The organism is Streptomyces sp. NPDC048507 (assembly GCF_043199995.1).
Taxonomy (GTDB): domain Bacteria; phylum Actinomycetota; class Actinomycetes; order Streptomycetales; family Streptomycetaceae; genus Streptomyces.
Genome location: NZ_JBICWZ010000001.1, coordinates 432,057 through 445,308, shown reverse-complemented (window position 1 = coordinate 445,308; position 13,252 = coordinate 432,057). Strand labels below are relative to the sequence as shown.

Here is a 13,252-nt window from a genome sequence, read left to right as displayed (position 1 = left end):
CAGCAGCCACACCTCGGCGTGCACCCCGCGGGCCCGGGCGATCCGCCACAGGGAGGCGGTCAGCGGATCGTCCCCGACGAAGGCGGGCGCCCCCGCGGCCTCCCCGTCCGCCAGCCGGTAGCGCAGCCGCACCGGCTGTACGGGGACCCGCGCGTCCAGCGCCGACTGGAAGGCGGCCCGCCGGAAGGGCCCCTGGGCCCGTCCGCACCAGGTGGAGCCCTCGGGGAAGACGGTCACCCGGTCCCCGGCCAGCAGCGCCCGGGTGACGGTGGCGACGGTGTCGGGCAGGGCCCGGATCCGGTCGCGTTCGATGAACAGGGTGCCGGCGCGGGCGGCGAGCCCGCCGAGCACCGGCCAGGCGCCGATCTCGCTCTTGGCCAGCATCCGGCAGGGCAGCACGGCGGTGACGAGGGGGATGTCCAGCCACGAGATGTGGTTGGCGACGATCAGCCGGCCCCCGTCGTCGCCGGGGGTCCCGTGCACGGTGATCCGTATGCCCAGCGCCCGCAGCAGCGCCGTCGACCAGGCCCGGACCAGGGCGCGGCGGGGGCCCGCCGGGAGCAGCCGGACGGGCGCGGCGGCCGGGACGGCGAGCAGGAACAGGGCGAGGGCGGTGGCGAGCCGGAGCACCGCGCGCGGGACGGCCGCGATCCGTCCGGGGTGGGCGGCGCACTGCTGCGGGGTGCAGGGCGCCGTGGGCAGCCAGGCGCTCATGCGCCCGGGGCGAGCGAGAGGAAGTGGTTCAGGTAGCGGGGGTTGGTCCGGCGCAGGGAGAGCAGCACGTACAGGTCGGCGCAACCGAACCCGGCGTCGAGGGCGGGCTCCCCGCAGACCCAGGCGCCCAGGCGCAGGTATCCGCGCAGCAGGGGCGGCAGCTCCATGCGTCCGGGGACGGCGACGCCCTCGGGGCTCCAGGGCAGGTGCGGGGTGACGCGGTACTCCTGCGGGGCGAGGCTGCGGGCCAGTACGCTCTCCCGGGTGGCGGCGGCCAGCACCCCGCCGTCGGCCAGGGGGATCGAGCAGCAGCCGGCGAGCCAGTTGTGCCCGGAGCGCTCCATGTAGCGGGCGAGCCCGGCCCAGATCAGGGCGATGACGGCGCCGTTGCGGTGGTCGGGGTGCACGCAGGAGCGGCCGACCTCGACCAGGTCCGGGCGGATCGGGTCGAGGGCGGACAGGTCGAACTCGCCCTCGGAGTACAGGCGCCCGGCGACGGCGGCGCGCTCGGGGGGCAGCAGCCGGTAGGTGCCGACGACCTGCTCGGTCTCCTCGTCGAGGACGAGGAGGTGGTCGCAGTAGGCGTCGAAGGAGTCGGTGTCCAGGCCGGGCTCGGGGCCGTCGAGGCGGGCGCCGAGCTCGCCGGCGAAGACCTGGTGGCGCAGGCGCTGGGCGGCCCGCACCTCGTTCTCGTCGCGGGCGAGGCGGACGGCGTACCGGGGGGCGTACGGGGTGGCCGGGGCCGACGGGACGGGCGGTGCGAGGGGGGACGCGGCGGGAGGTGCGAGGGGGGACGGGGACAGGGGTGCGATGGTCATGGCTGCTCCTGATCCGGGCACATGGGGCCGGGCCGCAGGTGGGCGGGCCCGGCTCCTTTACTTCTTCCGTGACCGGCTGGATTCGACATGACCGCTCAGCGGCCCTCGGATGTGCGGACGCTGAACTCGGCGGACGGGGGTGCTCAGCGGTCGGAGCTGAGCACCTTGCTCACCGTGTCCGAGGCCGTCTTCGCGGCCTGCCTGGCGTCCTGGCCGTTCAGGACGGCCGTCATGTAGGGCTTGATCGGGTTCTTGGCCTCGACCTCGGCCCAGCGCGCGGACTTCGGGGTGGCCCGGCCCTGGGCGGCGCCGGGCGCCATCGCGGCGGCGCCGTCGTTGCCGTCGACCACGTGGGCGAGGGTGGTCTTGTTGGGGACGTAGCTCATGGTGCGGGCGAGCTCCGTCTGCCACTTCTCGCTGACCAGGGCGGTGATCAGGTCGACGGCGCGGGCGCGCTGCTTCGTCTTCTCCGGGATGATCAGATCGGAGCCGCCGGTGAAGACGGCCCCGGGCTTCTCGGCGGTCTTGCCGGGGATGGGGAAGAAGCCGAGCTTGCCCTTGAGCGCGGGGTTGGCCGCCTCGATCTGCGCGGCCTGGCCGGGCGGGGCGATGATCTGGGCGACCTGGCCGCGGGCGAAGACCTCGGACTGCGGGGGCGTCTCCTCGTCGGCACCCTTGGGGCCGTCGCCGAGCGCCTGGAGCTGCTTGTAGAAGTCCATGCCGGCCAGGGCCTTCTCGTCGTCGAGCGCGCCGACCCACTGCCCGCTCGTCTCGACGGCCAGCTCGCCGCCCTCGTCCCAGACGAACCCGGCGAGGACGTACCAGTTCTGGCCGGGCAGGTAGATGCCCTGCTGGTCTCCCTTGTCGAGCTTCTGGGTGTCGGAGATCCACTCCTGGCGGGTCTTGGGCGGCGTCTTGATCCCGGCGCCCGTGAAGAGCTCCTTGTTGTAGATGACCACCCGGTTGGCGGCGTACCACGGGACGCCGTACTGGGCCCCGTTGACGCTGCCCGGATCGGAGAGGCCGCGCAGCCAGTCCTTGCTGCCCCAGCTGCGCAGGCCTTCGAGGGTGAGCTCGGACAGGCCGCCGGTCTCTACGTACTGGGCGACCTGGGTGTTGCCGACCTCGATGACGTCGGCGCCGTCCTTGGCCTTGCCGGACAGCACGGCGTTGACCTTGTCGCCGATCCCCTTCCACTCCTGGATCCGTACGTCGAGGTCGATGCCGGGGTGCTGCTTCTCGAAGTCGGCGGTGAACTTGGCGATGAAGTCGTCGGAGGCGCTGCCCTTCATCAGCCAGAGGGTCACCTTCTCGGAGCCCCCTCCGGATCCGGCCGACTGGCTGCCACAGGCGGTGAGGGCGGCGGCCGCCGCAAGGGCCGTGCACATGGCGAGGAAGCGCATCTTCACGAGGGTCACCTTCTGGGGATGGATCTCAGATGGCTTGAAATTGGCATAGACCAATGGGTGGGTCAACCCCCTTTCTCCCGGGACTGTTCACGCAAAGTTCGCGGACCCGGCCTTACTGGGGCACCGTGGAACAAGGCAACAGCGACGACTGGCGGGAGACCCCCATGTCCAACCACACCTACCGGGTGACCGAAATCGTCGGCACCTCGCCCGACGGGATCGATCAGGCCATCAGGAACGGGATCGCCCGCGCGGGCCAGACCCTGCGCGCGCTGGACTGGTTCGAGGTCACGCAGGTGCGCGGGCACATCGAGAACGGCGAGGTCGCGCACTACCAGGTGGGCCTGAAGGTGGGCTTCCGCCTCGACGGCGAGGAGTGAGCGACTGAGCGGCGCTCCCGGGGGGCGGCACGGCTCCCGGAACGCGGCGCCGGGCGCGCGGTCCTCAGGTGCGGCCTTCGCCCTCCTGCGCGGACTTGAGCTCCGGCGCCTCGGCCGCCCAGTCGGCGAGGACCACGCGGAAGCCGGCGGCGCGGGCGGCCTGGCAGACGAGCTCGTCGTCGTCCACGAGCATCCGGACCTCCCGGCCGCGGGCGATGCGCTGGAGCACCTCGAGCTTGGTCAGCCGGGCCGGGCGCCGGTCCCGGTCGCCGCGCATCCACACCCGGCCCTCGGGCAGGCCGTGCCGCGTCAGCCAGTCCGCGGTGTCCGCCCGGCAGCGCTCCGGGCGGCCGGTCAGGTAGACGACCTCGCAGTCGGCCGCGCTCTCCACCGCCAGCGCGATGCCGCGGGCCAGCGGCGGATCGGCCGGGGCCGCGCCGAAGAAGCCCTCCCAGTCCCGGGGCCGGCCTTCCAGGAAGTGCTGGCGGTGGGTGGTGTCGGCCAGCGTGTTGTCGATGTCGAAGACGGCCAGGGGTGGCCGGGGTGCGCGCGCGGTCATGACGGCAGCGTAGGCGCTGCCCGTGACACCGGACCAGAAGCGCGGGACGCGCGCCCGGCGGCGGACGGCCGGGGCCCCGGCCGGGGAATCATCGCCCCCGCCGGGCGTTGACAGCAGTGTGATGCAGAAGATCTCGATCCTCGACCGGTCCCGCACCCGCACGGGCCACCCCGCCCCGCAGGCCCTGCGCGACACCGTGGAGCTGGCCCGGACCGCCGACGAACTCGGCTACCACCGGTTCTGGGTGTCGGAGCACCACAGCGTGCCCGGCGTCGCGGGCTCCGCACCGACCGTCCTGGCCGCCGCCGTGGCCGCGGCCACCCGCCGGATCCGGGTCGGCACCGGCGGGGTGATGCTGCCCAACCACCGGCCGCTGGTGGTGGCGGAGCAGTTCGGGGTCCTGGAGGCGCTGTTCCCCGGCCGGATCGACATGGGCCTCGGCCGCTCGGTCGGCTTCACCGGCGGCATCCGCCGGGCCCTGGGCAGCGACACCGCCGACGCCGACCGCTTCGAGGAGCAGCTCGCCGAACTGCTGGGCTGGCTCGACGGCACCCAGCGGGCCCACCCCGAGGTGCACGCCCGCCCGGCGGAGGGCCTGCGGATCCCGCCCTTCGTGCTGGCCACCGGCGAGGGCGCCGGGATCGCGGCCCGCGCCGGGCTGCCGCTGGTGGTGGGCGACCTGCGCGCCCGCGCCCGGACGGCGGAGGTCATCGGCCGCTACCGCGAGGAGTTCCGGCCCTCCTCCTGGGGCGCGGAGCCGTACGTCGTGCTGTCCGGGACCGTCGCGGTCGCCGCCACCGAGGAGGCCGCCCGGCGGATCCTGGTCCCGGAGGCCTGGGCCCTGGCCCACTCCCGCACCCGGGGCAGCTTCCCGCCCCTGCGCCCGGCCGAGGAGGTCGAGGCGCTGGAGATGACGCCGAAGGAGCGGGAGCTCTACGAGAAAGGCCTGACCGGGCACGTCGCCGGTACGCCGGAGCAGGTCGCGGCGGAGCTCGGGCTGATCGCGCGGACCACCGGCGCGGACGAGCTGCTCGTCACCACCTCCACCCACGACCGCACGGCACTGCTGGAGAGCTTCGCCGGGCTGGCCCGGATCGCCGGACTCGCGTAGGGCCTAAACTGGGGCGAATGCGCCACTCCGCCGATGATTACGCCTCCGGACCCGACGCCGTCGACCCCCGCGTACGGGTGCGGGGCGCCCGGGAGCACAACCTGCGCGGGGTCGACGTGGACATCCCGCGAGACACACTGACCGTCTTCACCGGCGTCTCCGGATCGGGGAAGAGCTCCCTCGCCTTCGGGACCCTCTACGCGGAGGCCCAGCGCCGCTACTTCGAGTCGGTCGCCCCGTACGCCCGGCGGCTCATCCACCAGATCGGCGCCCCGAAGGTGGATTCGGTGACCGGGCTGCCGCCCGCCGTCTCGCTGGAGCAGCGCCGGTCCTCCCCCGGCTCGCGTTCCTCCGTGGGCACGGTGACCCTGCTCTCCAACTCCCTGCGGATGCTGTACTCCCGGGCCGGCACCTATCCGCCGGGCGCGCCGCGCCTGGACTCGGACTCCTTCTCCCCCAACACCGCCGCCGGGGCCTGCCCCTCCTGCCACGGCCTCGGCCGCGTCCACCGCACCAGCGAGGAACTGCTGGTCCCCGACCCCTCGCTGTCGATCCGTCAGGGGGCCGTCGCCGCCTGGCCCGGAGCCTGGCAGGGCAAGAACCTGCGGGACGTGCTGGACGCCCTCGGGCACGACGTGGACCGGCCCTGGCGGGAGCTGCCGGCCGCGGAGCGCGAGTGGATCCTGTTCACCGAGGAGCAGCCGGTGGTCACGGTGCACCCGGTGCGCGAAGCGAACCGGATCCAGCGGCCCTATCAGGGCACCTACATGAGCGCGCACCGCTACGTCATGCGGACCTTCTCGGACACCAAGAGCGCCACCTTGCGGGCGCGCGCCGAGAAGTTCCTCACCGACGCTCCGTGCCCGGTGTGCGGGGGACGCAGGCTGCGTGCGGAGGCCCTCGCGGTGACCTTCGCCGGCCGCACCATCGCCGAGCTCGCGGGGGTGGCGCTGACCGAGCTGGACGACGTACTCGCACGGACCCGGCCCGAGGGGGAGGCCGGCCGGGTGCTCGCCGAGGACCTGCGCGCGCGCATCGGGCCGGTGGTGGAGCTCGGGCTCGGCTACCTGAGCCTGGACCGGACCGCCCCGACGCTGTCGGCGGGCGAACTCCAGCGGCTGCGGCTGGCCACGCAGCTGCGGTCGGGGCTGTTCGGGGTGGTGTACGTGCTGGACGAGCCGTCGGCGGGGCTGCACCCGGCCGACACCGAGGCGCTGCTCGGCGTACTGGACCGGCTCAAGGCGGCCGGGAACACCGTGTTCGTGGTGGAGCACGACCTGGACGTGGTGCGGCACGCGGACTGGCTGGTGGACGTCGGCCCGCTGGCCGGGGAGCACGGCGGCCGGGTGCTCTACAGCGGGCCGCCGCGCGGGCTGGCGGACGTGGCGGACTCGGCGACGGGCCGCCACCTGTTCGCGGAGCCCCCGGCGGACGGACCCCGGCAGCCGCGAACGGCCACCGGATGGGTCCGGCTGGCGGGCGTCGAGCGGCACAACCTGCGCGGCGTCACGGCGCGGTTCCCGCTCGGGGTGTTCACGGCGGTGACCGGGGTGTCGGGTTCGGGGAAGTCCACGCTGGTCGGCGAGGTGCTGGCCCGGGAGGTCGCCGGGCGGCTGGCGGAGCCGGACTTCCCGGTGCGCCGTCTGGTGGAGGTGGACCAGAAGCCGATCGGGCGCACCCCGCGCTCCAACCTGGCCACGTACACGGGGCTGTTCGACGTCGTGCGCAGGCTGTTCACGGCGCTGCCGGAGTCGAAGGCGCGCGGCTGGAAGGCGGGCCGGTTCTCCTTCAACGTGCCGGGGGGCCGCTGCGAGACCTGCCAGGGCGAGGGCTTCGTCTCGGTCGAGCTGCTCTTCCTGCCCAGTACGTACGCGCCGTGCCCCGCGTGCGGGGGCGCCCGGTACGCCCCCGGGACGCTGGAGGTGCGTTACCGCGGGCTGGACATCGCGCAGGTGCTGGGCCTGACGGTGGAGGCGGCCGCGGAGTTCTTCGCCGGGGTCCCGGCGGCGGAGCGCAGCCTTCGGGCGCTGGCGGACATCGGTCTGGGGTACCTGCGGCTGGGTCAGCCCGCGACGGAGCTCTCGGGCGGCGAGGCGCAGCGCATCAAGCTGGCCACGGAGCTGCAGCGGCTGCGCCGGGACCACACCCTGTACCTGCTGGACGAGCCGACGACGGGGCTGCACCCGGCCGATGTGCGGGTGCTGCTGGCGCAGTTGCACGGGCTGGTGGAGGCGGGGCACTCGGTGGTGGTCGTGGAACACGACATGGAGGTGGTGGCCGGCGCGGACTGGGTCATCGACCTGGGCCCGGGCGGCGGCACGGAGGGCGGCCGCGTCACGGCCTGCGGCCCGCCCTCCGAGGTGGCCGCCTGCGCCGGCTCGCGCACGGCCCCCTACCTGGCCCGGGCTCTGGCCTAGGCCGTCCGGGCATCCGTCAGGGCACGAGGACGATCTTGCCCTGGACCCGGCCGGTTTCGCTGAGCTCGTGCGCCGTGGCGGCCTCGGTGAGCGGGAGGGTTTCGGAGATCGTGGGACGCACCCCGTGGGTGTCGACGAGCTCGGCGAAGGCGGTCAGCACGGCGGGAGTGGGTTCGAGGAAGAACTCCACGAAACGTACGCCGAGTTCGGCCGCGCGGGCGGTCACCTCGGTGCGGTCCACGCCGACTCCGACGACGTCGACCAGGATGCCGCCCGGTTCGAGGGTGGGCAGGGAACGCGGGCCGTAGTCGTTGCTGATGGTGTCCAGCACCATGTCGATGCCGCGCAGCTCCGAGAAGTCCCGCACCGTGTAGTCGATCAGTTCGTCGGCGCCGAGTCCCTTCAGGTAGGCGTGCTTCGCGGCGCGGGCGGTGCCGATCACGTACGCGCCCCGGGCCTTGGCGATCTGGACGGCGAGGTGACCGACTCCCCCGGCCGCGCCGTGGATCAGCACCCGCTGACCGGGCCGCACGTCGGAGAGGGTGACCAGGGCCTGGTAGGCGGTGAAGCCCGAGATCGGCAGGGCCGCGGCGCCGACGTGGTCCAGCGTGCGCGGCTTGGGCGCGATGCGGTCCTCGGGCACCACCACGTGGTCGGCGTGGCTGCCGTGGGGCGGGACGGTCCATCCGTAGACCTCCTCGCCCGCCGCGAACCGGGTCGCGCCGTCGCCGGCGGCCTCGACCGTGCCGCTGAACTCGTGGCCCAGGACGAAGGGCGGCGGCCCGAAGAAGTCCACCTTGCCGATGCGGACCTTCCAGTCCGCGGGGTTCATTCCGGTCGCCCGCACCCGGACCAGCACCTCACCGGGGCCCGGGGCGGGGAGCGGTACCTCGGCGAGTTCCAGTACGCCGGCTCCGCCGATGGTCTGCTGCGTGATCACTCGTGTCGTCGTCATGGTGATCATTCTGAGTCCGATGATCATGCGGGGGAACCGGTTTCGCCCTCGGCCCATGCGGTGTGACCGGCTCCGCCCCGCTCAGCCGCAGAGGGCGGTGTCCACGAGCACCTCCAGGTGCTTCGTGGGCGGCCCGTCCGGCGGGACGCTGGTCACGGCGATGGCGACCGCGCGGTGGCCCGCCTCGGTGACCCCGCCGCGGGTCTCGAACCCGGCGATGTCGCCGCCGTGGCCCCAGTAGACGCCGCCGCACGACAGGGGCCTGCTCATGATCCCCAGTCCGTAGCCGGCGCCGGTGTCGCCGATGGGGACGGTGGTGCGCATCTGGGTGAGCTGGGGCTCCTTGAGGAGGCTGCCGTCCAGGACCGCGGTGAAGAACCGGTTGAGGTCGGCGTTGGTGGAGACCATCTGGCCGGCCGCCCAGGCCCCGGAGGGATCGATCCGCGTGACGTCGCGCAGCGGGCCGCCCGGGGCCTCGCGCCGGTAGCCGTGCGGATGGGGTCCGCGGATGCCCTTCTCGCCGGGGGCGGGGAAGTAGGTGTCGCGCAGCCCGGCGGGCTTGATGACGCGCCGGTCGATCTCCTCGGCCAGCGGCCGCCCGGTGACCTTCTGGACGATCAGTCCGGCCACCACGTAGTTCGTGCTGCTGTACGCCCAGCCCGTCCCGGGGGCGAAGGCGGCCTCGCGCCGCAGCGCCCGGTCGAGGAGGTCGCGGGGGTCGAGGTGGCGGCCGTCGAGGATGTCCTCGTCGACGAGGTCCTCGTACTCGGGGAGTCCGCTGGTGTGCTGGAGCAGCTCGCGCACCGTGATGTCCCGCCCGTCGATGCCCTTGCCGCGGAGCAGGCCCGGCAGATGGGTGTCGACCTTGGTGTCGAGGCCGATCCTGCCCTCCCCGACGAGCTGGAGGACGACCACCGCGGTGAACGTCTTGGTGCTGCTGCCGATCCGCACCCGGCCGTCGGCCGGCACCTTCGCGCCGGTGCTGATGTCGCCGGCGCCCGCGGTGTAGGTCCGGGTGCGGCCCTTGCCGTCCACGACGGCCGCCAGCGCGCCGGGCTGGCCGTCGGTGCGTACGAGGTCGCTCAGCCCCCGCTGGACTGCGTCGGGCCGAGCCTGCGCGGTGGCTCCCGGGCCGGCGTCGTGGGCGACGGCCGGCGCCGGGATGCCCAGCGCGACGGCGCCCACGGCCAGCGCGGCCACGGCCCGCGCGGGGCCGTACCGGCCTGCCGCCCGCCACCGTCCGGTACCACGGAACCTCTGCCATGACTGCTCGCGCACGGGCCAACTCCTCGGGGGATCCTCGGGACGGCCACCGGTAGGTGGTGCGTCCAACGATCTCCCGGACGGCAGGGGCGGACGATCCCGCCACCACCCGGGCCCCGGTGGGGCCAACCCCCGGTTCCTACGCGTCGCCGGGCAGGAGGTGCTGCGCGAGCTCGCGGAAGGCCCAGTGGCCCCGGGTGCGGGTGAAGGTCCAGACGAGGTCGTAGCGGTCGGGCCAGGCGGCGGGCAGCCCGAGGATCCGGTCCGCGCCGAGGGCGTGCAGCAGCCGGGGGACGCCGGTGTGCTCCCAGCAGACCAGGACGGGCATCCGGCATTCCAGGACGGCGCGCGCCAGCTCCGCCTCGCCGCCGAGGGCGAATTCACCGCGTACGGGCATTCGCAGGGCGGCGGCCATCGGTTCCAGGGTCTGCTTGCACCGGGCGGGGGCACCCGCCGGTCCGCCGGTGGCGAAGAGCGCGGCGGGCCGGGGCAGCGGGGCGTGGTCGGCCGGCGCGAACAGCCGGTGCAGTTCCTCGGCGCGGCGGACGCCCCGGCCCGCGAGGGAGCCGGGGTGCGGAACGCCGTCGTCGTCCTCGGCGGTGTCTCCGGCGTACGGCTTCTCGGCGTGCCGGATCACCATGACGAGGGCGTCCTTCGCGGACGGCTGCGGCCCGGGCGCCGGGCTTCGGGGATCCTCCCCCGCGGTGCACCCGGCCGCCGCCAGGGGTACGAGGGCGGCGGCCAGCACGCTGCGTCGGCGCGGTCCGGACCCGGCGTGGGCTTGTGGCATGGGCCCACTGAACCGCACGGGCGGTGCGCGTCGGGGGCGCGGCACGGCGGAGCGCCCCCACGAGCGCCCGGTCGGCCGATCGGATCAGCCGATCGGCCGACGCCGCGGGCCGGCGGGGCGAGGGCGGCGGGGCGGCGCGGGCGGGTGGTCAGCTCTTGCGGACCGCCCGCAGCCACTCCTTGTTCATCGCGGCGATCGACGGGAGCGGGATGCCCTTGGGGCAGGCCGTCGCGCACTCGCCGGTCAGGGTGCAGCCGCCGAAGCCCTCGTCGTCCATCCGGGCCACCATGTCCAGCACCCGCGTCTCGCGCTCGGGCGAACCCTGCGGGAGCACGCCCAGGTGGTTGACCTTGGCGGAGGTGAACAGCATCGCGGAGCCGTTGGGGCAGGCCGCCACGCAGGCGCCGCAGCCGATGCACTCGGCGTGCTCGAAGGCGAAGTCGGCGTCGGGCTTGGGCACGGCGGTGGCGTGGGCCTCGGGCGCGGATCCGGTCGGGGCGGTGATGTAGCCGCCGGCCTGGATGATCCGGTCGAAGGCGCCGCGGTCCACGACGAGGTCCTTGACCACGGGGAAGGCCGAGGCCCGCCACGGTTCGACGTCGATGGTGTCGCCGTCGGCGAAGGAGCGCATGTGGAGCTGGCAGGTGGTGGTGCGCTCGGGGCCGTGGGCGTCGCCGTTGATGACGAGGCTGCACGCGCCGCAGATGCCCTCGCGGCAGTCGTGGTCGAAGGCGACCGGGTCCTCGCCGCGCAGGATGAGGTCCTCGTTGAGGGTGTCGAGCATCTCCAGGAAGGACATGTCCTTCGAGATGCCGTCGACCTCGTAGGAGGCCATGGCGCCGGGGGCGTCGGGGTTGCGCTGGCGCCAGACGCGCAGGGTGAGCTTCATGCGTAGCTCCGCTGGGTGGGGTGGACGTACTCGAAGACGAGGTCTTCCTTGTGCAGGACGGGTGCGGCTCCGGTGCCGCGGTACTCCCAGGCGGCCGCGTAGCCGAACTCCTCGTCGCGGCGGGCCGCTTCGCCGTCCGGGGTCTGGGACTCCTCCCGGAAGTGGCCGCCGCAGGATTCGGCGCGGTGGAGGGCGTCGAGGCACATCAGCTCGGCGAGTTCGAGGTAGTCGACGATGCGGTTGGCCTTCTCCAGCGACTGGTTGAACTCCTCGCCGCGGCCGGGGACCTTGATCCGCCGCCAGAACTCCTCGCGGATCTCGGGGATCCGGGCGAGGGCCTTGCGCAGGCCCTCCTCGGTACGGGCCATTCCGCAGTACTCCCACATGAGCTCACCGATCTCGCGGTGGAAGGAGTCGGGCGTGCGGTCGCCGTCGACGGCGAGCAGTTTGGCGAGGCAGTCGCGGGTCTCGCGGACGGCGGCCGCGGCCTCGGGGTGGCCGTCGTCGACCTGCTCGTGGTGCGGGTGACGGGCCAGGTAGTCGTTGATGGTGGAGGGGAGCACGAAGTAGCCGTCGCCGAGGCCCTGCATGAGCGCGGAGGCGCCGAGGCGGTTGGCCCCGTGGTCGGAGAAGTTGGCCTCGCCGATCGCGAAGAGGCCGGGGACGGTGGTCTGGAGGTCGTAGTCGACCCACAGCCCGCCCATCGTGTAGTGCACGGCCGGGTAGATCCGCATGGGCACCTCGTACGGGTTCTCCGCGGTGATCCGCTCGTACATCTCGAAGAGGTTGCCGTACTTCTCGGCGACGCTGTCCTTGCCCATGCGGCGGATCGCGTCGGCGAAGTCGAGGTAGACGCCCTGGCCGCCGGGGCCCACGCCGCGGCCCTCGTCGCAGACGTTCTTCGCGGCGCGGGAGGCGATGTCGCGCGGGACGAGGTTGCCGAAGGCGGGGTAGATCCGCTCCAGGTAGTAGTCGCGCTCCTGCTCGGGGATCTCGGCTGCCGGCCGGGTGTCGCCCTGCGCCTTGGGGACCCAGATGCGGCCGTCGTTGCGCAGCGACTCGCTCATCAGGGTGAGCTTGGACTGGTGGTCGCCGGTGCGCGGGATGCAGGTGGGGTGGATCTGGGTGAAGCAGGGGTTGGCGAAGTGGGCGCCGCGCCGGTGCGCCCGCCAGACGGCGGTCGCGTTGGAGTTCATGGCGTTGGTGGAGAGGTAGAAGACGTTTCCGTAGCCGCCGCTGGCCAGGACCACGGCGTCGGCGTAGTGGGTGGCGATCTCGCCGGTGACCAGGTCCCGGGTGACGATGCCGCGGGCCACGCCGTCGACCGTGATCAGGTCGAGCATCTCGGTGCGGGCGTGCATCTCGACGTTGCCGGCGGCGATCTGCCGGGACAGCGCCTGATAGGCGCCGAGCAGCAGCTGCTGGCCGGTCTGTCCGCGGGCGTAGAAGGTCCGGGAGACCTGGACGCCGCCGAAGGAGCGGGTGTCGAGGAGGCCGCCGTATTCGCGGGCGAAGGGGACGCCCTGGGCGACGCACTGGTCGATGATCTCGACGGAGATCTGGGCGAGCCGGTGGACGTTGGACTCCCGGGCGCGGAAGTCGCCGCCCTTGACGGTGTCGTAGAAGAGCCGGTGGACGGAGTCCCCGTCGTTGCGGTAGTTCTTCGCGGCGTTGATGCCGCCCTGCGCGGCGATGGAGTGCGCGCGGCGCGGGGAGTCGGAGAAGCAGAACTGGACGACGTGGTAGCCCTGCTCGGCGAGGGTGGCCCCGGCCGCGCCGCCCGCCAGGCCGGTGCCGACGACGATGACGCGGTGCTTGCGGCGGTTGGCGGGGTTGACCAGCTTGGCCTCGAAGCGGCGGCGGTCCCAGCGCTCGGCGATCGGGCCGCCGGGGGCCTTGGTGTCGGCGATCGGATCGCCGGTGGTGTAGTGGGCGTACTCGGTCATG

At 73.7% G+C, this 13,252-nt stretch carries 11 protein-coding genes and 1 pseudogene; 3 read left to right on the top strand and 9 right to left on the bottom strand.

Annotated features, from left to right (window positions below; genetic code table 11):
• Window positions 1-183: 183 nt before the first annotated feature.
• From ACGFXC_RS02045 to ACGFXC_RS02035, 3 genes and pseudogenes are all read right to left on the bottom strand, one after another.
• Window positions 184-714: pseudogene (locus ACGFXC_RS02045) on the bottom strand (lysophospholipid acyltransferase family protein); the annotation flags it as partial.
• Window positions 711-1,532, bottom strand: coding sequence for a GNAT family N-acetyltransferase (locus ACGFXC_RS02040; RefSeq protein ID WP_393708547.1), 822 nt, complete (start codon window positions 1,530-1,532; stop codon window positions 711-713). The pseudogene ACGFXC_RS02045 and the gene ACGFXC_RS02040, both read right to left, overlap by 4 nt.
• Window positions 1,533-1,675: 143 nt before the next feature.
• Window positions 1,676-2,941 (bottom strand): extracellular solute-binding protein, encoded by a 1,266-nt coding sequence (locus tag ACGFXC_RS02035; RefSeq protein ID WP_393708545.1) that lies wholly within the window; start codon window positions 2,939-2,941, stop codon window positions 1,676-1,678.
• Between the two features lie 164 nt (window positions 2,942-3,105).
• Here ACGFXC_RS02035 and ACGFXC_RS02030 point away from each other — a divergent pair, with 164 nt between their 5' ends.
• Window positions 3,106-3,321, top strand: coding sequence for a dodecin (locus tag ACGFXC_RS02030; RefSeq protein WP_362125265.1), 216 nt, complete (start codon window positions 3,106-3,108; stop codon window positions 3,319-3,321).
• Between the two features lie 64 nt (window positions 3,322-3,385).
• Here the strand turns inward: ACGFXC_RS02030 and ACGFXC_RS02025 are convergent, their stop codons facing one another.
• Window positions 3,386-3,880, bottom strand: a complete 495-nt coding sequence (locus ACGFXC_RS02025) for a hypothetical protein (protein WP_393708543.1) — start codon at window positions 3,878-3,880, stop codon at window positions 3,386-3,388.
• Window positions 3,881-4,001: 121 nt separating this feature from the next.
• Here ACGFXC_RS02025 and ACGFXC_RS02020 point away from each other — a divergent pair, with 121 nt between their 5' ends.
• The gene (locus ACGFXC_RS02020; RefSeq protein WP_393708541.1) at window positions 4,002-4,991 is read left to right on the top strand and encodes an MsnO8 family LLM class oxidoreductase; all 990 of its coding nucleotides are present in this window, start codon (window positions 4,002-4,004) and stop codon (window positions 4,989-4,991) included.
• A gap of 17 nt (window positions 4,992-5,008) precedes the next feature.
• Window positions 5,009-7,408, top strand: coding sequence for an ABC transporter (locus tag ACGFXC_RS02015; RefSeq protein ID WP_393708540.1), 2,400 nt, complete (start codon window positions 5,009-5,011; stop codon window positions 7,406-7,408).
• 16 nt (window positions 7,409-7,424) lie between these two features.
• Here the strand turns inward: ACGFXC_RS02015 and ACGFXC_RS02010 are convergent, their stop codons facing one another.
• The 5 genes from ACGFXC_RS02010 to ACGFXC_RS01990 all read right to left on the bottom strand — a co-directional run bounded on the left by ACGFXC_RS02010 (window position 7,425) and on the right by ACGFXC_RS01990 (window position 13,251).
• A complete protein-coding gene (locus ACGFXC_RS02010) occupies window positions 7,425-8,363 on the bottom strand; it encodes an NADP-dependent oxidoreductase (protein WP_393708538.1) in 939 nt (312 codons plus the stop codon).
• 81 nt (window positions 8,364-8,444) lie between these two features.
• A complete protein-coding gene (locus tag ACGFXC_RS02005) occupies window positions 8,445-9,641 on the bottom strand; it encodes a serine hydrolase domain-containing protein (protein WP_393708536.1) in 1,197 nt (398 codons plus the stop codon).
• A 124-nt stretch (window positions 9,642-9,765) separates the two neighbouring features.
• The gene (locus tag ACGFXC_RS02000) at window positions 9,766-10,416 is read right to left on the bottom strand and encodes a hypothetical protein (protein WP_393708534.1); all 651 of its coding nucleotides are present in this window, start codon (window positions 10,414-10,416) and stop codon (window positions 9,766-9,768) included.
• 148 nt (window positions 10,417-10,564) lie between these two features.
• Entirely contained in the window at window positions 10,565-11,305 is a 741-nt protein-coding gene (locus ACGFXC_RS01995) for a succinate dehydrogenase/fumarate reductase iron-sulfur subunit (protein ID WP_393708532.1), read from the bottom strand.
• Window positions 11,302-13,251, bottom strand: a complete 1,950-nt coding sequence (locus ACGFXC_RS01990; RefSeq protein ID WP_393708531.1) for a fumarate reductase/succinate dehydrogenase flavoprotein subunit — start codon at window positions 13,249-13,251, stop codon at window positions 11,302-11,304. The genes ACGFXC_RS01995 and ACGFXC_RS01990 overlap by 4 nt, the downstream gene beginning before the upstream one ends.
• Between the last annotated feature and the right edge of the window lies 1 nt (window position 13,252).